This window comes from Gilliamella sp. wkB112, from assembly GCF_001690685.1.
In the GTDB taxonomy this organism is placed as follows: domain Bacteria; phylum Pseudomonadota; class Gammaproteobacteria; order Enterobacterales; family Orbaceae; genus Gilliamella; species Gilliamella apicola_J.
In genome coordinates, this window is record NZ_LZGL01000017.1 from 157,645 (window position 1) to 177,160 (window position 19,516).

At 36.3% G+C, this 19,516-nt stretch carries 19 protein-coding genes; 10 read left to right on the top strand and 9 right to left on the bottom strand.

Annotated elements, in window-relative coordinates; translation table 11 throughout:
* Positions 1-63: 63 nt before the first annotated feature.
* The 3 genes from A9G12_RS07430 to nlpD all read right to left on the bottom strand — a co-directional run bounded on the left by A9G12_RS07430 (position 64) and on the right by nlpD (position 2,688).
* Positions 64-633 (bottom strand): thymidine kinase, encoded by a 570-nt coding sequence (locus A9G12_RS07430; RefSeq protein WP_081299697.1) that lies wholly within the window; start codon positions 631-633, stop codon positions 64-66.
* Between the two features lie 111 nt (positions 634-744).
* The gene (gpmA, locus tag A9G12_RS07435; protein WP_065556134.1) at positions 745-1,497 is read right to left on the bottom strand and encodes a 2,3-diphosphoglycerate-dependent phosphoglycerate mutase; all 753 of its coding nucleotides are present in this window, start codon (positions 1,495-1,497) and stop codon (positions 745-747) included.
* Positions 1,498-1,638: 141 nt separating this feature from the next.
* On the bottom strand, positions 1,639-2,688 hold the full coding sequence (gene nlpD / locus A9G12_RS07440) for a murein hydrolase activator NlpD (protein WP_081299720.1): 1,050 nt from the start codon (positions 2,686-2,688) through the stop codon (positions 1,639-1,641).
* Between the two features lie 411 nt (positions 2,689-3,099).
* On the opposite strand from nlpD, the gene rsmI reads away from it, so the two are divergent.
* The 3 genes from rsmI (at position 3,100) to moeA (ending at position 6,612) form a co-directional block, all read left to right on the top strand.
* Positions 3,100-3,927, top strand: a complete 828-nt coding sequence (rsmI, locus tag A9G12_RS07445) for a 16S rRNA (cytidine(1402)-2'-O)-methyltransferase (protein ID WP_065565217.1) — start codon at positions 3,100-3,102, stop codon at positions 3,925-3,927.
* A 187-nt stretch (positions 3,928-4,114) separates the two neighbouring features.
* The gene (gene ychF / locus A9G12_RS07450) at positions 4,115-5,206 is read left to right on the top strand and encodes a redox-regulated ATPase YchF (RefSeq protein WP_065565218.1); all 1,092 of its coding nucleotides are present in this window, start codon (positions 4,115-4,117) and stop codon (positions 5,204-5,206) included.
* 176 nt (positions 5,207-5,382) lie between these two features.
* Complete coding sequence (moeA, locus tag A9G12_RS07455; protein ID WP_065565219.1) at positions 5,383-6,612, top strand: molybdopterin molybdotransferase MoeA; 1,230 nt, start codon at positions 5,383-5,385, stop codon at positions 6,610-6,612.
* Here moeA and A9G12_RS07460 read toward each other — a convergent pair.
* From A9G12_RS07460 to folB, 4 genes are all read right to left on the bottom strand, one after another.
* On the bottom strand, positions 6,604-7,032 hold the full coding sequence (locus tag A9G12_RS07460; RefSeq protein ID WP_065565220.1) for an EamA family transporter: 429 nt from the start codon (positions 7,030-7,032) through the stop codon (positions 6,604-6,606). The genes moeA and A9G12_RS07460 overlap by 9 nt on opposite strands.
* Before the next feature lie 4 nt (positions 7,033-7,036).
* Positions 7,037-7,243, bottom strand: a complete 207-nt coding sequence (locus tag A9G12_RS07465; RefSeq protein ID WP_065565221.1) for a hypothetical protein — start codon at positions 7,241-7,243, stop codon at positions 7,037-7,039.
* A gap of 69 nt (positions 7,244-7,312) precedes the next feature.
* The gene (locus A9G12_RS07470; protein WP_065565222.1) at positions 7,313-8,314 is read right to left on the bottom strand and encodes an MBL fold metallo-hydrolase; all 1,002 of its coding nucleotides are present in this window, start codon (positions 8,312-8,314) and stop codon (positions 7,313-7,315) included.
* Positions 8,315-8,329: 15 nt separating this feature from the next.
* Positions 8,330-8,701 (bottom strand): dihydroneopterin aldolase, encoded by a 372-nt coding sequence (gene folB, locus A9G12_RS07475; RefSeq protein WP_065565223.1) that lies wholly within the window; start codon positions 8,699-8,701, stop codon positions 8,330-8,332.
* A gap of 98 nt (positions 8,702-8,799) precedes the next feature.
* Between folB and rsmE the strand changes: the two genes are divergently transcribed.
* The 7 genes from rsmE (at position 8,800) to nifJ (ending at position 17,208) form a co-directional block, all read left to right on the top strand.
* Positions 8,800-9,528: a 16S rRNA (uracil(1498)-N(3))-methyltransferase gene (gene rsmE, locus A9G12_RS07480; protein ID WP_065565224.1), complete on the top strand. Its 729-nt coding sequence runs from the start codon at positions 8,800-8,802 to the stop codon at positions 9,526-9,528.
* Positions 9,529-9,730: 202 nt separating this feature from the next.
* The gene (gshB, locus tag A9G12_RS07485) at positions 9,731-10,681 is read left to right on the top strand and encodes a glutathione synthase (RefSeq protein ID WP_065565225.1); all 951 of its coding nucleotides are present in this window, start codon (positions 9,731-9,733) and stop codon (positions 10,679-10,681) included.
* Positions 10,682-10,691: 10 nt separating this feature from the next.
* Positions 10,692-11,144 (top strand): GNAT family N-acetyltransferase, encoded by a 453-nt coding sequence (locus A9G12_RS07490; RefSeq protein ID WP_065565226.1) that lies wholly within the window; start codon positions 10,692-10,694, stop codon positions 11,142-11,144.
* A gap of 36 nt (positions 11,145-11,180) precedes the next feature.
* The gene (locus tag A9G12_RS07495; protein ID WP_065565227.1) at positions 11,181-11,738 is read left to right on the top strand and encodes a YqgE/AlgH family protein; all 558 of its coding nucleotides are present in this window, start codon (positions 11,181-11,183) and stop codon (positions 11,736-11,738) included.
* Positions 11,731-12,153, top strand: coding sequence for a Holliday junction resolvase RuvX (gene ruvX, locus A9G12_RS07500; protein WP_065565228.1), 423 nt, complete (start codon positions 11,731-11,733; stop codon positions 12,151-12,153). The genes A9G12_RS07495 and ruvX overlap by 8 nt, the downstream gene beginning before the upstream one ends.
* 100 nt (positions 12,154-12,253) lie before the next feature.
* The gene (gene purM / locus A9G12_RS07505) at positions 12,254-13,291 is read left to right on the top strand and encodes a phosphoribosylformylglycinamidine cyclo-ligase (RefSeq protein WP_065565229.1); all 1,038 of its coding nucleotides are present in this window, start codon (positions 12,254-12,256) and stop codon (positions 13,289-13,291) included.
* A gap of 374 nt (positions 13,292-13,665) precedes the next feature.
* Entirely contained in the window at positions 13,666-17,208 is a 3,543-nt protein-coding gene (gene nifJ / locus A9G12_RS07510; RefSeq protein WP_065565230.1) for a pyruvate:ferredoxin (flavodoxin) oxidoreductase, read from the top strand.
* A 468-nt stretch (positions 17,209-17,676) separates the two neighbouring features.
* Here nifJ and A9G12_RS07515 read toward each other — a convergent pair whose 3' ends face one another.
* Both A9G12_RS07515 and A9G12_RS07520 read right to left on the bottom strand, forming a co-directional pair.
* Positions 17,677-18,210 (bottom strand): C40 family peptidase, encoded by a 534-nt coding sequence (locus A9G12_RS07515; protein ID WP_141674122.1) that lies wholly within the window; start codon positions 18,208-18,210, stop codon positions 17,677-17,679.
* Entirely contained in the window at positions 18,158-19,516 is a 1,359-nt protein-coding gene (locus A9G12_RS07520; protein ID WP_065565232.1) for a DUF3482 domain-containing protein, read from the bottom strand. The genes A9G12_RS07515 and A9G12_RS07520 overlap by 53 nt, the downstream gene beginning before the upstream one ends.

The following is a 19,516-nucleotide window of genomic DNA, read 5'->3' on the forward strand; positions in this document are numbered from 1 at the left end:
TTTTATCTAACCGTAGGAGTAACAAGAGGCTTATATCAATATTGACTTAATCAATTTATAGATTTAATGATCGGCTCTGATCTTGCCGGCCTTCCAGTGCTTACGACAAACAGAGTGGTATTCGCTATCACCGATATGAATGGGATTACCAGATTTAACAATTTGGCCATCGGGCCCTTGTAATAAGTTCATGGTGGCTTTTTTGCCACACCAGCAAACGGTTTTTAGTTCCCTAAAATTATCAGCGAGTTCTAATAAAGTTTTAGACGCTTCAAATAAGTGCCCCATGTAATCAGTTTTTAAGCCAAAAAACATGATTGGCACATCATAATCATCACAAGCGTCCGACAATTTCCAGATAGTTTTTTTAGTTAAAAAATGGCTTTCATCGACAAGCACACAGGCATAATTATTTTTTTCGATATGGGCGATGATTGCATCCACACTATCGTCATCTAATAACATCGCCTTTTTACGTAAACCTAAGCGCGAAACTATCTCGGTATCGGAGTGTCGGGTATCAACCGAAGATTTAAGTAATAAGGTTTGCATATTATTTCTTAAATAATTATGGTCGATTTGTAATAATTCGGTGGATTTTCCGGCATTCATAACCGCGTAGATAAAATACATTTTAGACACAATAAGATTCTCAAAAATAAAACAGATAGATAAAAAAGTTTAATTCCAATAATAAAAAAGGTAAGTTAAATAACCTACCTTTTTTTACAACTTAAAAGTTGATTATTTGGCTTTACCTTGGTTAGCAACAGCTGCTTGTTTAGCGGCAATTTCATCAGCATTACCTAAGTAATAATGTTTGATCACTTTCATGTTGTCATCAAATTCATACACTAATGGCACACCAGTTGGAATATTTAGTTCGATAATGTCATCATCACTGATATTATCTAGATGTTTAACTAAAGCACGCAGTGAGTTACCGTGAGCTGCAATAATAACTCGCTCACCTTTAGCAACACGTGGTGCAATAGTTGATTGCCAGTAAGGAAGTACACGTTTAATAGTTAACGCTAAACTTTCAGTTAGTGGTAATTCTGATTCTGGTAAATTGCTATAACGAGAATCATGGCCCGGGAAGCGTTCATCAGATTTTTCTAGTGCTGGTGGTGTAATGGCAAAACCACGGCGCCATAGTTTAACTTGTTCATCACCATATTTGGCTGCAGTTTCGGCTTTATTTAATCCTTGTAACGCACCATAATGACGTTCGTTTAATTTCCAGCATTTTTCAACTGGTAACCATGCTTGATCTACTTCATCTAACACATGCCATAAAGTATGAATGGCACGTTTTAAAACTGATGTATAAGCGAAATCGAACTGAAAACCTTCTTGTTTAAGTAATTTACCCGCTTCCGCGGCTTCTTTATTACCTTTGTCGGAAAGATCAACATCAGTCCAACCACAAAAACGATTTTCTTGATTCCAAACACTTTCCCCATGTCGAATCAAAACTAATTTTTTTACTGCCATGAATATAACTCCTTGGTTACGTAGAATAAAACTATTTAATATATTTTATATATCATAACGTTGTTTATCATAATAATGCACGGTAAATTAGCCGTGCATTATTTATTGTTTGGCTCACATTATGTGAGTACCAAACTGTTATTAATTAGATAAGTATTTTAATGGATCGACTGACTGCGCTTTATAACGAATTTCAAAATGCAATCTTACTGATGAAGTTCCTGTAGCGCCCATAGTAGCGATTTGTTCACCTGCGCGTACTGATTGTTGCTCTTTCACTAAAATTGATTGGTTATGAGCATAAGCAGTTAAATAGTCATCATTATGTTTGATGATAATTAAATTACCATAACCCGGTAACGCATTACCTGAGTATACTACGCGACCATCTGCCGCCGCCATAATTTTGTCACCTAATGAACCAGAAATATCAATACCTTTGCTAGCGTTAGAGAATTTTTCAATAATCTTACCTTTAGCTGGCCATTGCCAAGAAATACTAGCAGAGTTAGAAGCTTTAGGCGTTTCTGGAATTGGCGTTACTTTCGTTGTTTCAGTGACAGATTCATCGACTGGTTCGGTCACGGTTTCGGTAGTTTGCGTAGTTTTTGGTGGTTGCGTCTTACTTGAAGTAGTTGTTGTAGTAGTCGTTGTGGTGGTCATGACTGGTTTAACATGTGTCTGAGCAGATGTTGTTGACGACGTAGACTCACTACTAGAACTTTTAGCCGTAGCAGTATGCCCCGTAGTAGTCTTTTCAGTAACAACTACAGTTGTACCACCACTAACATCTAAGACTTGACCAACATTAACGGCATAAGGTTCTTTGATATTATTTTTTGCAGCTAATGAGCGATAATCATTGCCGGTCACCCAAGCTATATAATATAAGGTATCTCCACGTTTAACGGTGTAAGTATCGCCTTGATAACCACCTTTAGGTATTTCACCATAATTGCGGTTATAAACATTATGTTCTTTAGTAGTTACCGTGTTACTGCTACTAGCTGTGGCTGGTGCAGAGGTAGAATTTGATAAAGTTTGTGGTGCTGAATAAACTGCTGGCGAAGTAGTGATCTTAGCTCCAGTTGAGATATTAGCTGGTGGTTTAGTGTAAACAGTTGAACCACCTGATGAATCTGAAATATCTTCAATTTCAGCAGAATCCGTTTGAGTACACGCTGCAATCATCAAACTTAAACAACTTAATGCGAGAATTTTTTTCAAAGCAACACCTATATATTAGTAATTATTTTCCCTAACGCACATTTTATCGCTTTTACAATAAAAAGCTATTATATTGATTATTTATATAATAAATCAATATAATTACGCTGGAAATAACTAATTTCCTATGCGAGTTTCCATGTTTTAATCATCTTAGCTTATAGTTGCTAATTGGCTGTTAAAATAGATTAAGACTAATTGTCTTAGTTAGCTATCAAAATCGCAATCAGATATCTCTTATTTCTTATTAAAACTGATTATATGATGAATAATTAATATGCTTCATCAGAATTTATTTTGAATGTAGAAAGTATATACAATAAAATACTCCACCGTATAGTATATTTTATAAAAATTTAACGTGACTAAAAAATAATGACTTTATATATTGTTGCCACCCCAATCGGTAATCTTGATGATATTACTCTTAGAGCGATTGAAACGCTAAAAAATGTTGATCTTATCGCTGCTGAAGATACCCGCCATAGCGGCTTGTTATTACAACATTTAGGCATTAAAGCTAAGTTGTTTGCCTTACATGATCATAATGAACAAGAAAAAGCGCAGATCTTGATCGACAAACTGAAAACAGGATTATCAATTGCTTTAATTTCTGATGCGGGAACACCATTAATTAATGATCCCGGTTATCATCTGGTCAAAGCCTGTCGTGACAATCAAATTAACGTCGTGCCAATTCCCGGAGCATGTGCTGCTATTGCTGCATTATCTGTAGCAGGATTACCTTCTGATAAATTCATTTATGAAGGCTTTTTACCAGCTAAAAGTAAAGCTCGTCAAGATAACTTAGCCAAATTAATTAATGAAAATCGCACCATGATATTTTATGAATCTACTCATCGTCTGATGGACACTCTCCATGATATGCAAACGATCTTTGGTGCCGATAAGCAAATAGTATTAGCAAAAGAGCTGACTAAAACTTGGGAAACCATTGTCAACTTGTGTGTAAGTGATTTAATTACATGGTTAAATGCCGACCTCAATCGGCAAAAAGGCGAGTTTGTGTTACTGGTTGAAGGCCACAATAAAACCGAGAATGATGTTGATCCTGAAGTAATTAATACCCTTAAATTGCTGCAACAAGAGTTACCACTCAAAAAAGCAGCTGCCATAACCGCAGAGATTTATGGGCTTAAAAAGAACCAACTGTATCAATTTGGTCTGACGTTAACCAAGTAATTGAGCACTATTCTCTAATCAATATGATTTGCCAATTAGCCTAATGAGGACTTGGAATAAGGCAATAAACCTGTACTCTGCCCGCCAAAATCAAGTCATCCATAACAACATTGGCACAAATAGCTGAATTTAGTATATAATCAGCGTTTATTTTTTATGACATTTTATTAGAAAGGTAACAAACAATATGGGATTTAAATGTGGGATCGTCGGACTACCAAACGTTGGGAAATCTACACTTTTCAATGCGTTGACTAAAGCAGGCATTGAGGCAGCTAACTTTCCGTTTTGCACTATCGAACCGAATACCGGTGTGGTACCTATGCCAGATCCACGTTTAGATCAGCTCGCTACTATTGTCAAACCGCAACGAATTTTACCCACTACGATGGAATTTGTTGATATTGCTGGCTTAGTTAAAGGTGCTTCTAAAGGCGAAGGTTTGGGTAATCAATTTTTAGCCAATATCCGTGAAACCGAAGCCATTGGCCATGTGGTGCGTTGTTTTGAAAATGAGAATATTATTCATGTTGCGGGTAAAATCGATCCGGCAGAAGATATTGAAATCATTAATACCGAATTAGCCCTTGCTGATCTTGAAGCCTGTGAGCGTGCTATGACTCGCGTGCAAAAAAGAGCCAAAGGCGGTGATAAAGATGCTAAGTTTGAGTTAGAAATTCTGGAAAAATGCTTGCCACATTTGGAACAAGGTAAAAAATTATTGTTACTAGATCTTAGCAAAGAAGAATTAGAAGCAATCAAATATCTTAGCTTTTTAACTTTAAAACCAACCATGTACATTGCTAATGTTAATGAAGACGGTTTTGAAAATAATCCTTATCTGGATAAAGTGAAAGCGATTGCTGAGCAGGAAAAATCGGTTGTGGTGCCTGTTTGTGCGGCTATTGAAGCAGAATTAGCTGAACTCGATGATGCTGATCGTGACGAATTTATGCAAGATTTAGGCTTGACCGAACCGGGGTTAAACAGAGTTATTCGCGCTGGTTATAGCTTATTAAATTTACAAACTTATTTTACCGCAGGTGTTAAAGAAGTTAGGGCTTGGACTATTTCAGTTGGTGATACTGCACCGCAAGCAGCAGGAAAAATCCATACCGATTTTGAAAAAGGTTTTATCCGTGCTCAGACCATTGCTTTTGATGATTTCATTAAATACGGCGGTGAACAAGGTGCTAAAGAAGCTGGTAAAATGCGTTCGGAAGGTAAAGATTATATCGTTCAAGATGGTGACATTATGAACTTCTTATTTAATGTGTAACCAATAAGTAATTTACGTCGCTTTTAAGCGACGTAATTATAAAGCATTACTTTAATTAGTTTTAATGACATTATTAATTAATCAAATCTATACTTCCTTTAGCATTTAATTAACTCTAAATTTATTGATAAGTAATTAATAATCTTGATTTGATAATTAAAAATTGGATATATTCTATGCTACTCACTTTTGCTCAAGCCAAACAAAAAATATTGCAAGCTGCCTCAATCGCTAAGCCACTCAATAGCGAAACCATTCCACTTATTGAAGCTAATGCTCGCATTGCTGCCGAACCTATTATTTCGCCAATTAATATGCCTAGATTTGATAATTCGGCAATGGATGGTTATGCGGTTAGAATGGCGGATATCGAAAAATCCAGCATTTTACCATTATCTGCAACGATTTTAGCTGGTGATAATATTTGTAACCTCAATTGGCCAAGCGGAACTTGTGTGCGCATAATGACCGGCGCGCCAGTTCCAGCCGATGCCGACGCTGTTGTGATGCAAGAACAAACCGAAACAACCAATACTGGTATTCGTTTTTTAGAACAAGTAAAAATCGGTAATAATATTCGTCGCATTGGTGAGGATGTAAAAAAAGGCACCGAAGTATTTGCTAAAGGTACCTGCTTAACCGCACCAACACTTGCAACGCTGGCAACATTAGGCTTTGATACAGTCAAGGTATTTAAACAATTGAAGGTAGCGGTTTTTTCGACAGGTAATGAACTAACGCCTTTAGGTGATCCATTAATTGGCAATGGCGCGATTTATGACAGTAATAGTTTTACATTGAAGTTATTGTTAACCCGACTTAATTGTAAAATTATTGATTTAGGTATTATCCCGGATGATCCGGTTAAAATTAAACAAGCGCTTATGACTGGATCTACGCAAGCTGATTTAGTCATAACTAGTGGTGGTGTTTCGGTAGGTGATGCCGATTTTACTAAAACCGCATTAGCAGAACTTGGTCACATTAATTTTTGGAAAATTGCCATGAAGCCAGGAAAACCGTTTGCCTTTGGTCAAATTGATAAGGCGTTATTTTGTGGCCTACCTGGCAATCCGGTATCAACTTTAGTGACCTTTTATCAACTAGTGCAACCATTAATTTTAGCCCTTTCGGGCTACCCACTAACAGAATTACAGCCATTGTCATTTAAAGTCAAAACCACTAAAGCGCTCAAGAAAAGCGTAGGCCGATTAGATTTTCAACGTGGTACTTTGCAAACCAATAGTAATGGTGAGTTAGAAGTGACTACCACAGGGCAACAAGGCTCACATATTACCCAATCATTTAATCACGCCAACTGTTTTATTGTGTTAGAACAAGAACAAGGTAATGTAAATGCAGGTGAATTAGTTTCGGTAGAACCATTTAATGCCCTGTTAAAATAGAGCAACTAAAATGGCACCCGCTGCTATCATGGCAACGCCAATGCCGGCAAGGAAAGAAACTTTTTCACCAAATAAGATGGCAGCAAATATCACCGCAAATACGACACTTAGCTTATCTATTGGTGCCACTTGTGACACTTTGCCTTCTTTTATTGCCATAAAGTAAAATAGCCATGATAGTGCACCAGCTATGCCACTCAATGCAATAATGAATAATGCTTTTTTGTCGTTAATAAATGTAGTGATTAAATTCATTTTACCTTGAACCATCACTACACCGACTAAGAAAATTGCCATCACAATGGAACGAATAGCTGTAGCAGTATTGGCGTCTAAATGCTGTAACCCGATTTTACCTAAAATCGCTACACATGCAGCAGAAATTGCGGAGAGAAGCGCATAAACTAACCAAGCACTCATATCATTAGTTCCTATCGATTTGGATCATATATTGTTGGTTATTTAAGTTTTTTTGGCATTGTTGTGAGTTACTCATTACCCCATTACAACCTTCCAAAACCCCGTGTGCTTTGTTCCAACGATATTCTTTGCCTTCATCATTTTTACCACCACAACCACTCAAACTTAAACTAACAAAAATACAACATAATGAAATGATTACAGTTTTCATAATTCCCTGCCCTTTTTAATTTAATCTTTATATTAAATAGAGATTTTATAAATCTTGTTTATATAAATGTTATTTTAATCCATATTTTGGGTGATTGATAGCTAAGTTAGCACCTATTTTTAATAAGTAAAATCGACGATCACCCTTGTGACTATTTAGTAATTCTGGCGGCTCATCAATCGGCTCATCAGCTAATTCAAATGCCCCCCAATGAATAGCCAGTGCTGACTTACAATGTAATTCGTCATACAATTGTATCGCTTGTTGTGGATCAATATGTTGTGAATGCATAAACCACCTAGGAGCATAAGCACCTATAGGAATTAAGGCGAGGTCAATTGTAGGAAAACGATTACCAATCTCTTGCAATTGAGGACTATAACCGGTATCCCCCATAAAATATACCGTCTTGCACTCATTGTGACTAGTAGTTGGTGATTGTATTACCCAACCACACCAAAGTGCTTTATTTTCATCGAATAAGCCACGTTTGCTCCAATGTTTGGCTGGAGTGGCGGTAAAAGTAAAGCCGTTAACACAATTAGAACTCCACCAATCTAGCTCTACTATTTGCTTTGCTCCCCATTTTGTTAACGTTGATTTTAAACCTAAAGGAACCAATAGAGTAATTTTAGGGAAACGCGTAATTATCTGTTTAATACTATTATAATCAAGGTGGTCATAATGATTATGCGAAATGACAATATAATCAATTTGTGGTAACTCCGCTATATTTATAGCTGCTGGAGTTCGGCGCTTAGGGCCAAAAAGTTGTGAAGGTGATGCCCGGTGAGAAAATATGGGGTCAGTGAGTATAAATTTACCTTCTAAGCGAATCAAGGTTGTGGCATGCCCGATCCACCAAATTCTGTCACCGGGTAAACTCAAATCTATCGTTTCCAACCAAGTATGGTTAAATGCAGTATAACCAGCTTTAGGTGGCAAGATTTTCCGCGCCAAGTACCAGCGCAAAATATCGCGAATTTTAAATTTACTCGGTTGGTAACTGGCAAATCTTCGTGCCCGTTGTTCCTTTTGCAAAGCGATTAAATCCTTTTGTTGTTTGCTCATCATTACCCACTTTAGTTAGCTACACATACTGCGCTCAATCACTACTGCTACATTGGTAGCATTTGTAATCGCACCAGGCTTAGAAACTTTAACTCGCAACCAATTAACTGAAAATAATTGAATTACCAATTCAGCAACTCGTTCAGCAACACATTCGATCAATTCAAACTTGTTTGCCTCGACTAAACTGGTAATAGCTTGACTGACTTTAAAATAATCCAAACACAAGGCAACATCATCACTTTTACCCGCTGGTTGGTTATCCCATTCCATTTCAAGATCAAGCACTAATTTTTGTTTGATGTTTTTTTCCCATTCATAAACACCAATAGTGGTTGAAACCGTTAATCCTTCGATTAACACCCTATCTTTAGTTACAATTTTCATTTATCATCTTAGCCTATTATTTGTAATGACTAGAGATTACCGAATCTTCATAAATTACGCTATAATTTATTTTAAATTATAGATAATATATAGCAATTATGACGCGAATTTTTCAACCATATTCAATTAAACAAAACAGTATTATTACTTTAGATGATAACGCTTTCAACCATCTGATCCGAGTTCTAAGAATGCAAGTGGGGGAACCGATTATTTTATTTGATGGTTCCAACCAGATCACCCCTGCCATAATCCATGCAATCAATAAAAAAAATGTTATGGTTAAAACCGCAACCTCAATTGTAGAAAATTGTGAATCACCACTCAATATTCATCTTGGGCAAGTGATCTCTCGGGGTGAAAAAATGGAATTTACCATTCAAAAATCAGTCGAATTAGGTATTACCAATATTACGCCCCTGCTTTCTGAACGTTGTGGGGTAAAACTTGATGAAGCTCGCTTTGATAAAAAAATTCAACAATGGCAAAAAATTGTCATTTCGGCTTGTGAACAATGTGGTCGTAATGTGATTCCCATCATCCACCCTGTCACAAAGTTAGAAACTTGGTGTGCAAACTTAACTGACGGTATAAAGCTTAATTTACATCCTAAAGCTAAACATGGTATTAATCAATTATCCCTTAATGATAGCCATAACATTCATTTATTAATTGGACCTGAAGGTGGATTATCAGAAAATGAAATTAACATGACCACTAATTATCATTTTACCGATATACTGCTCGGCCCACGGGTACTACGTACTGAAACGGCAGCTTTAACTGCCCTTTCTGCCTTGCAAGTTCGTTTTGGTGATTTGGGTTAAGTTTATTAAAAGGAACACAATAGATAATGTTTGCATTGCATCTTAAATAGTAGCGAGTATGATAGGTGCTAACATTAAGTCAATAATGTTTTACCACACTTTCGGTCACAATATTGCTGACAAAATATTAGCATTTGCATAGAAGAGTATTAATCATCATAAATATTTCAATAAAACCATATAAAACCAGTAAGGAGCAAACATGATAAAACTTGGTATTGTTATGGATCCAATCAATCACATTAAGATTAAAAAGGACACCAGTTTTGCAATGCTACAACAAGCACAAAAACGTGGTTATCAACTTTTTTATATGGAGATGAATGACCTTTTCTTAAGTAATGGTGAAGCCTATGCAACCACACGCACTGTCAATGTTTATAATGACAAAACCCATTGGTTTGATTTTAATGAAGAACAAACCATAAAACTTAGCGATCTTGATGTTATCTTGATGCGTAAAGATCCACCATTTGACACCGAATACATCTATGCTACCTATATTTTAGAACGTGCCGAAGCCAATGGCGTATTAGTGGTAAATAAGCCGCAAAGTTTACGCGATTGTAATGAGAAATTATTTACTGCTTGGTTTGCCGAGTTTACTCCTGAAACTTTAGTTACGCGCCAAGCCCAACAAATAAAAAACTTTTATAATCAACATCATGATATTATTTTGAAACCACTTGATGGTATGGGTGGTGCATCTATTTTTCGTATCAAACCGGATGATGCCAATGTTTCCGTCATAATTGAAACTTTAACTAATCACAACACTCGTTATTGCATGGCACAAACTTTTATTCCGGCAATAAAAGATGGTGATAAACGAGTATTAGTTATAGATGGCGAACCAGTACCCTATTGTTTAGCTAGAATCCCCCCTAAAGGTGAAACTCGCGGTAATTTAGCCGCTGGAGGTCATGGCGAAGTTAGAGCACTTAGCGAAAGTGATTGGCGTATTGCTAAAAGCATTGCCCCAACCTTAAAACAAAAAGGTTTACTGTTTGTTGGTCTGGATATTATAGGTGATAAATTAACCGAAATTAATGTAACCAGCCCAACTTGTGTGCTTGAAATTGAAGCCGAACACCCTAATTTATCCATAACAGGTCTGTTGATGGATGCGATTGAACAGCGATTAAATAAATAAAGAGAAAAAAATGATTAGAGAATATCAACCTACAGATTTAGATAAAATCATGGAAATATGGTTACAAGGGAATTTACAAGCACATAAATTTATTGATCCTGAATTTTTCAAACAAAATTATGAATTAGTAAAAACATTGATCCCAATGTCGAAAATATATGTACAGGATGTTAATGGAATTAAAGGTTTTATTGGTTTGACTGAAAATTATATTTCAGGATTATTTGTTGAGCAAAACTTCCAAGGTAACGGCACAGGTAAAGCATTAATTGAAAAAGCCAAACAGCAACATACCGAGCTATTTACTCAAGTTTACAAGAAAAATACCTATGCTATTAATTTTTACTTGGCTCAACATTTCGAGATTATTTCTGAATCAATAAATGAAGAAACTAATGAAGAAGAAGTATTAATGCACTGTAATGTAGAACATAAAGTAAAAATCGGCAAATGTGCATTATAATAGATAATTTTATTGAATTTAAAATTTTGTGAGCTTATGAATTTAAAAAATCATTTTATCATTTCCATGCCTACCATGAATGACGCCATTTTTAGTCGTTCTGTAGTGTTTATTTGTGAACATAACCGTGATGGCGCTATGGGAATAATTATTAATAAACCTATATTCGAACTAAATGTTGCCTCGGTACTCGATCGGTTAGAAATCACCGCGAATAAAAGCTGTGCTGAACTTGAGCATCCGGTTTTTTCTGGTGGGCCTTTAGCTGAAGAACAAGGTTTTATTTTGCACACCCCACAATCAGGTTTTTCATCCAGCATAAATATTTCTGGTGATGTTATGATAACCACATCCTTAGATGCTCTTAAATCAATTGGAACCCCTGAACAACCTAAAGATCTGTTCCTTGCTTTAGGTTATTCTAGTTGGCAATCATTACAGCTAGAAGCAGAAGTAGCTCGTAATGATTGGCTGGTTGCCGACGCCGATCCTAAGATTATTTTTGAAGTTGCCATTGAAGATCGTTGGCAAAAAGCCGCCGAATCATTAGGTATTAATATCAATACGATTTCGCACCAGATGGGTAATGCATAATTTTATGGCGACCATTATTGCTTTTGATTTTGGTACCGCAAGTATTGGTGCCGCAATTGGTCAGGATGTGACTAAAACTGCCAACCCACTTTGTTCATTTAAGGCGCGTGATGGTATTCCTAATTGGCAAGCAATTGCAAAGGTTTTAGCTGAGTGGCAACCCGATTTTTTAGTAGTTGGCTTACCATTAAATATGGATGGTACCGAGCAACCACTCACCGCCAGAGCTCGTAAATTTGCTAATCGATTACATGGCATGTTTGGTTATCAAGTTCATCTGCAAGATGAGCGATTATCCACCGTTGAAGCAAAATCACATATTTTTTCTTCCCGTGGTTACCGTGCTCTTGAAAAAGGCCATGTAGATGCTACATCAGCAATCATTATTTTAGAAAGTTGGTTTGAAAACAATTAACTACTTTAATTTATTGGTTATTTGATAAATTATTGATCGCCATTAAATTCCATCCTTGCTAAAATAGCCTACAATTCTTCTATTGAAAGGAATAATCACTGTGTCAAATAATAATTCCCTCAGTTATAAAGATGCAGGTGTCAATATTGATGCCGGTAATGAACTTGTAGATCGTATTAAATCCGTCGTTAAAGCAACTAAACGGCCTGAAGTTATGGGTGGTTTAGGTGGATTTGGTGCTTTATGCGCTATTCCACAAAAATATAAACAACCAATTTTAGTTTCTGGTACCGATGGCGTTGGCACCAAACTTCGCCTTGCTATGGATCTAAACCGTCATGAATCTATCGGTATTGATTTAGTTGCCATGTGTGTTAATGATCTCATTGTCCAAGGTGCAGAACCATTATTCTTTCTAGATTATTATGCAACTGGTAAGTTAAATGTTGATGTAGCAACCACTGTTGTTACAGGTATTGCTGAAGGTTGTAAACAGTCAGGTTGTGCTTTAGTTGGTGGTGAAACTGCCGAAATGCCTGGTATGTATCATGGTAATGATTATGATTTAGCTGGATTTTGTGTCGGTGTAGTAGAAAAATCTGAAATGATTGATGGTAGTAAAGTCACCGACGGCGATGCACTAATTGCTTTAGCATCAAGTGGAGCTCATTCCAACGGTTATTCACTAGTGCGGAAAATCATCGAAGTTAGTGGTGTTAATGTAGCCACAGAACAACTAGAAGGAAAACCATTAGCCGATCACTTACTTGCACCAACCAGAATTTATGTTAAATCAGTACTGGAACTGATTGCTCACGTAAAAGTTCATGCAATTGCTCATATTACTGGTGGTGGTTTTTGGGAGAATATTCCACGAGTTCTACCTGCTAATACTCAAGCGATTATTAATGAAGCCAGTTGGCAATGGCCGGCGGTATTTAATTGGTTACAACAAGCTGGTAATGTAAGTCGCCATGAAATGTATCGTACTTTTAATTGTGGTGTTGGCTTAATTATAGCTTTGCCTAAAGATTGCGTGGATAACGCTATATCATTACTCAATAAACATGGTGAACAAGCTTGGTTAATAGGTGAGATTAAACAATCAAATTCATCAGAACGTGTGATAATCAAATAAATCATTACAGTTGATATTAACCAATAATTAACTCATTGGATAATATCAACTTATACTTTTTAATTGTTGCCATGATGTGGTATATAAAATTTATAACATCAGTTTTAAATTAGCTTTTAAAACAACTGTAACCAAGCAAATACTCCATAGCTTGAGTAATAAACTCACCGCTGAGTATAAAATAACTCACTTAGTACATTAACATATCACCTAATTTTCAATGAAAATTAACAGACTAACAATCCGAATAACCATGATTGTACAAAAAAATTAATACAAAAAATAACTAAAAGCTATCTAACTTTCTGGTACAATAACGCCAATTATAAGAAAGTGAGTAATGTCGTAACACTATAAAATACAAGGTTTTTTTAATGATCATATCAGATGCTAATAGTGCGGTCTCATCCGTTGCTTATCGTGCAAACGAAGTCATTGCTATATATCCAATTACCCCTAGCTCCCCCATGGCCGAGCAGGCTAGCACATGGGCTGAATTTAACAAACCTAATGTATTTGGTGACATACCAAAAGTTGTTGAAATGCAATCGGAAGCTGGCGCTATTGCAACTGTTCATGGTTCATTAATGACGGGGGCAATGGCCACCTCCTTTACTTCATCACAAGGCTTATTGTTGATGATCCCTTCACTGTATAAAATAGCTGGAGAATTAACGCCTTTTGTATTACATGTAGCAGCACGAACAGTTGCTACACACGCATTATCTATTTTTGGTGATCACTCGGATGTAATGGCGGTTAGACAAACAGGATTTGCCATGCTTTGCTCTAGCTCAGTTCAAGAAGCACAAGATTTAGCTTTAATCTCACAAATCGCTACTTTGAATAGCCGTATACCATTTATTCATTTTTTTGATGGTTTCAGAACCTCACATGAGGTTAATAAAATCTATCCAATTAGTGATGATGAGATCCACAATCTGTTACCTCATGATGCTATTACCGCATTACGAGCCCGAGCATTAACACCTGACAAACCTGTTATTAGAGGTACCTCTGCCAATCCAGATACTTTTTTTCAATGTCGGGAAGCGATTAATCCCTATTATAACAATGCTTACCAACATGTTGTTGATGCAATGGTTGCCTTTGAAAAAGAAACTGGTAGAAAATATCAACCATTTGAATTCCATGGTGCTATTGATGCCGAACGTATTATTATCATTATGGGTTCTGGTGCCGGTACCACAAAAGAAGTAGTAGATATCCTATTACAACAAGACGAAAAAGTGGGTGTGGTAGTAGTTAGGTTATTTCGCCCTTTTTCTGCTAAGCATTTATTGACGGTTATTCCCCAAACCGTTAAAAAAATTGCGGTACTTGATCGAACTAAAGAGCCCGGAGCACAAGCAGAACCACTGTATTTAGATGTGATGACAGCGTTTGCTGAAAGTTTTTCACATGGTGAACGAGCTCATATGCCACTAATTATTGGTGGTCGTTATGGCTTATCTTCTAAAGAGTTTGATCCTCGTTGCGTACTGGCTATTTTCACAGAATTAGCTTTACCTTCACCACGACCACGGTTTACGGTTGGTATTTATGATGATATTACTGGCCTATCTTTACCATTACCGGAAAAATCTATTCCCCAAAAATCTGCACTTGAAGCGCTATTTTATGGATTGGGTAGTGATGGTACCGTTTCTGCAACTAAAAATAATATTAAGATTATTGGTGATGGTTCCCCTTTCTATGTGCAAGGATACTTTGTTTATGACTCCAAAAAAGCTGGAGGATTAACCACTTCTCACCTTAGAGTAAGTTTAGATCCAATAGATTCCGCTTACTTAATTACCAGCGCTCATTTTATCGGTTGTCATCAAGATCAGTTTATTGATAAATACCAAATGGTTGAAAAACTTAAAGACGATGGTATTTTCTTACTCAATACGCCTTATAGTAAGGATGAAATTTGGCACCGATTACCAAAAGAAGTTCAAGTACAACTAATTAAGAAACGTGCTCATTTTTACATAATCAATGCAGCTAAAATCGCTCGCGAATGTAATCTAGGTGCTAGAATCAATACCGTCATGCAAGCTGCATTTTTCCATCTTTCTGAAATATTCAAAAATGATTTTAGTATTGGTCAATTAAAAGAAGTCATCGCTAAAAGTTACAGCAGTAAAGGGCAAGACATAGTCGAAAATAACTGGAAAGCACTAGATTTAGCCGTTACGTCGCTTGAGCAAATTCCACTCAGTTGTGTTGATCAAAGTAGTCCATCCAGACCTCCTATAGTACCTTATAATGCGCCAGATTTTGTTAAAATGGTTACTGGGGCTATGTTGGCTGGTTTAGGTGATAGTCTGCCAGTATCGGCGTTTCCGCCTGATGGTACTTGGCCTACAGGTACAACAAAATGGGAAAAACGCAATATTGCCGAGGAAATTCCAATTTGGAAGCCAGAACTTTGTACGCAATGTAATCACTGTGTGGTTGCCTGCCCACATGCAGCTATTCGTGCTAAAGTAGTTACTCCTGAGGATATGGTCAATGCGCCTGAATCATTGAGTTCGTTAGAAGTAAAAGCTCGAGATATGAAAGGCCAACGTTATGTACTTCAAGTTGTCCCTGAAGATTGTACTGGTTGTAATTTATGTGTTGAAGTTTGTCCATCACGCGATCGTAATAACTTCGATATCAAAGCAATTAACATGCAATCGCGTCTCAACAATCTTGATACTCAGCGAAACAACTTTGATTACTTTATGCAGTTACCTGATCGTGATATCAAAACAATTGAACGTATTGATATCCGAACATCACAACTGTTAACACCTTTATTTGAATTTTCTGGTGCTTGTGCTGGTTGTGGTGAAACTCCATATATCAAACTATTAACCCAACTTTATGGTGACCATTTAGCGATTGCTAATGCAACAGGTTGTTCATCAATTTATGGAGGTAATCTACCTTCAACACCTTATACCACAGATCGTAATGGTCGTGGTCCTGCTTGGGCTAACTCATTATTTGAAGATAATGCTGAATTTGCATTAGGTTATCGCATTACCTACAATCAACATAAACAACGTGTTCTACGATTACTGGAACTTGTAGCAGCAGAAATTTCTCCGGAAATCGTTATTGCTTTACAATCACCTGAAGTAACAATTGAAGAAAAACGTAGCCAATTAGTATCATTACGTCAGCAATTAGAACACTTAAGTTCACCGGAAGCTAAAGAACTAATGCTTGATGCAGATTATCTTATTGATAAATCTGTTTGGGCCATTGGTGGAGATGGTTGGGCCTACGATATTGGCTTTGGTGGTTTAGATCATGTCTTGAGTTTAACCCATAATGTGAATATTTTAGTTTTAGATACCCAATGTTATTCCAATACTGGTGGGCAACAATCTAAAGCAACTCCAATGGGTGCGGTTACTAAATTTGCAGATTTAGGTAAGCATAAAGCCCGTAAAGATTTAGGTGTCAGCATGATGATGTATGGTCATGTTTATGTAGCTCAAGTGGCTCTTGGTTCACAACTTAATCAAACCCTAAAAGCACTACAAGAAGCCGAAGCCTATGATGGACCTTCCTTAGTTATCGCTTATAGTCCTTGTGAAGAACATGGGTATGACCTATCTAAATCACATGAACAAATGAAAGATTTAGTTAAATCAGGATTCTGGCCTATTTATCGTTATGATCCAAGGAGGATGCTAGAAGGAAAACCTGGTTTAGTGCTAGATTCTAAATCACCTAATAGTGAAGCGCTATCTAGCATATTACTTAAAGAACAACGATTCCGTCGTTTAGAAACTCTTGAGCCGACCATCGCCAATACTTTACATGAACGTTCAACTAAGATGGTCAATTCAAAATACAAGTTGTTACAGCTATTAGCCACCTTCGCTGATATTGAAACACCAGCGGATAGTTAATAATATAACTATACGTATTAATTATAAAACGCTAACAACCAGTTTTTATTCACTTATCAAATAAAAACTGGTTTTTTATCGCCCTTAAAACGATCAAAATTTTTACTTATTCTAAAAAACTATTAAGGTTTCTCACATTATAATGGAACAAGTATTATCAGAATTAGGATTACAATATTTAAAATCAGAAACTAACTTTATATTCCATAAAACGCCTGTAACGTTGAAAAAATATCGAGAATTGATGCAACAAAATTATGTGTTAATTGGTAAGGATTTTGCCCTGAAAACTAGTTGATGCCGAATTTCACTAGGTACACATAGCAAAATGCTTTATGTTGCTAATTTAATGCAAAGATTAAGAGAAAACAAAGCTATACAGAAAGATAATTATATAAAGGTAGGAATATGAAAAACTCTCTAAATTATGTAAATCTAGAGAGTAATATTTGTTAAATTTGTAAGCTACTAGCTATCCGTCAGACGTCGCGTCATCCAATAATGCTTCTTCCAATAATCTTCATTTAAATTAGAATACATCACACCTTTAGAGGTTGAAGCATGTAAGAATTTACCATCAGCATAATAAATACCAACATGTAAACCATTACCACCACGCCCCGTCTTGAAAAAGACTAAATCACCTGCTTTTGGTTGACTAACTTTATAACCTAACTGTGCTTGTGCAGCAGTACTTCTTGGTAATGTTTTAGCTAATTTACTACGGAAAAAATTCATTACTAACCCTGAACAATCACTACCTGCTAAAGTTGAACCACCATAACGATAAGGTGTTTTCTGCCATTTTTTGTAATGGGAATCAATTTTAGCCAACATGAATGGATCTGGTTTAGAATTTTTAGTAGATAATTGCCCTTCGCTACTACTACAACCAAATAACATAAAGAGGGAAAAGATCAATGTGGTTATTAAAAAACGCTTTTTCACACTAATAAAGTTGCTCAGAAAGCTTCCTAATAGTCGATTGTCTTCTTTTGTCATGCCTTTTTGTTCCTTTATTTAAAGTCGACCAATGCGAATGACCTCTTGCTACCTTTAGACTTGTAGGTAACTTACCCTTTTCCCATTCACTTTTATCAAGTTTGGATAACTTAATGGGGCCAGAGTTCGCATGGCTGCGATGATTTAAACTTTCTTTGAGATATATTAATCGTAAAGAAAGAAAACAAATAATAACATCATCAACGCTTAATTTACTATATCCAGAAAGCTTATACCGCATTCTAGAACCATAATGTTTCGCTGTTTGCATTAAACTACCCACAGCTGCACCAATTAATGCAGCCGAGCCCAGCGTGGTACCACCAACAGCTAAATCAATACTTGCTCCAATAGTTGCACCCGATACAAAACCTTTAGTTAAATGCATTCCCATCGTTTTTAATGATTCTACATTAAACAGGTCAGCTTTATAACGCCCTTTAATTAAAGGTAAATTTTCTTCGTTTTCGTGTGCTGAGTCAAATTGATAAAGCCGTAATAATTCATTTATTGCTTTTTGCTCCCGCTCTCTAACTTTATTTTGCATATTGATGATAACTTGTTTATCATCAAGTTTTGCCATTTGGTAATAAGCGGCTACATCAACTAAGGTTTCGGCAATAATCCGATTAGCGGTTTGATTACGTGAATTTCGTAATTCTGATATTTTAGTCAACCAATCATCAAGTATTGCTTTTGCCGGTTCAACCAATAAAGCTAGAGTTTGATACAACCTTTCTTCACCATCTAGTGGAGGGAAGATAGCATCAAAACGTATGATAGCATGTATTCCCACACGTGAAAGCAATCTTTTCCATTCCTTTTCATTTTGTTCTTCGTTGACAGTAAAATTCAATACCGCAACTATGGGTTTATCACTATAGGCTAAAATAGCTAACTCGTCATGATACTTAGCCAGAATTGGCTCCCTGACGTCAATCACATAGATTGCAGCATCACTATTAATCAATTGCCTAATAACTTTGGCTTCCTGATCAAACAAATTCTGTGCTTCTGGACTTTGTAAAAAAATCGTTAATTTATCAATACCATCAAGTTTATTGTTCGTTGAAACCAATTGATTAATATAATCATATAGAGATAAACTATCTTCCAACCCTGGGGTATCATAAAAAATTATGTTTTTATTATGCTCTAAAGGAAAAGTAATTGATTCTACTTGTCTAGTAGTACCAGGTTTATCGGAAACAGAACCAAAATGACTATTACGAATTAATGCACGCAATAATGACGTTTTACCTACGTTTGCATGACCAATCACTGCTAATTTTAATGTTGTTAACAT

Excerpts from the sequence above, each read along its gene's own strand:
- A9G12_RS07430 (WP_081299697.1), bottom strand. The coding sequence starts at position 633 with ATGTATTTTATCTACGCGGTTATGAATGCCGGAAAATCCACCGAATTA.
- gpmA (WP_065556134.1), bottom strand. The coding sequence starts at position 1,497 with ATGGCAGTAAAAAAATTAGTTTTGATTCGACATGGGGAAAGTGTTTGG.
- nlpD (WP_081299720.1), bottom strand. The coding sequence starts at position 2,688 with ATGATTGCAGCGTGTACTCAAACGGATTCTGCTGAAATTGAAGATATT.
- rsmI (WP_065565217.1), top strand. The coding sequence starts at position 3,100 with ATGACTTTATATATTGTTGCCACCCCAATCGGTAATCTTGATGATATT.
- ychF (WP_065565218.1), top strand. The coding sequence starts at position 4,115 with ATGGGATTTAAATGTGGGATCGTCGGACTACCAAACGTTGGGAAATCT.
- moeA (WP_065565219.1), top strand. The coding sequence starts at position 5,383 with ATGCTACTCACTTTTGCTCAAGCCAAACAAAAAATATTGCAAGCTGCC.
- A9G12_RS07460 (WP_065565220.1), bottom strand. The coding sequence starts at position 7,032 with ATGAGTGCTTGGTTAGTTTATGCGCTTCTCTCCGCAATTTCTGCTGCA.
- A9G12_RS07465 (WP_065565221.1), bottom strand. The coding sequence starts at position 7,243 with ATGAAAACTGTAATCATTTCATTATGTTGTATTTTTGTTAGTTTAAGT.
- A9G12_RS07470 (WP_065565222.1), bottom strand. The coding sequence starts at position 8,314 with ATGAGCAAACAACAAAAGGATTTAATCGCTTTGCAAAAGGAACAACGG.
- folB (WP_065565223.1), bottom strand. The coding sequence starts at position 8,701 with ATGAAAATTGTAACTAAAGATAGGGTGTTAATCGAAGGATTAACGGTT.
- rsmE (WP_065565224.1), top strand. The coding sequence starts at position 8,800 with ATGACGCGAATTTTTCAACCATATTCAATTAAACAAAACAGTATTATT.
- gshB (WP_065565225.1), top strand. The coding sequence starts at position 9,731 with ATGATAAAACTTGGTATTGTTATGGATCCAATCAATCACATTAAGATT.
- A9G12_RS07490 (WP_065565226.1), top strand. The coding sequence starts at position 10,692 with ATGATTAGAGAATATCAACCTACAGATTTAGATAAAATCATGGAAATA.
- A9G12_RS07495 (WP_065565227.1), top strand. The coding sequence starts at position 11,181 with ATGAATTTAAAAAATCATTTTATCATTTCCATGCCTACCATGAATGAC.
- ruvX (WP_065565228.1), top strand. The coding sequence starts at position 11,731 with ATGCATAATTTTATGGCGACCATTATTGCTTTTGATTTTGGTACCGCA.
- nifJ (WP_065565230.1), top strand. The coding sequence starts at position 13,666 with ATGATCATATCAGATGCTAATAGTGCGGTCTCATCCGTTGCTTATCGT.
- A9G12_RS07515 (WP_141674122.1), bottom strand. The coding sequence starts at position 18,210 with ATGACAAAAGAAGACAATCGACTATTAGGAAGCTTTCTGAGCAACTTT.
- A9G12_RS07520 (WP_065565232.1), bottom strand. The coding sequence starts at position 19,516 with ATGTTAACAACATTAAAATTAGCAGTGATTGGTCATGCAAACGTAGGT.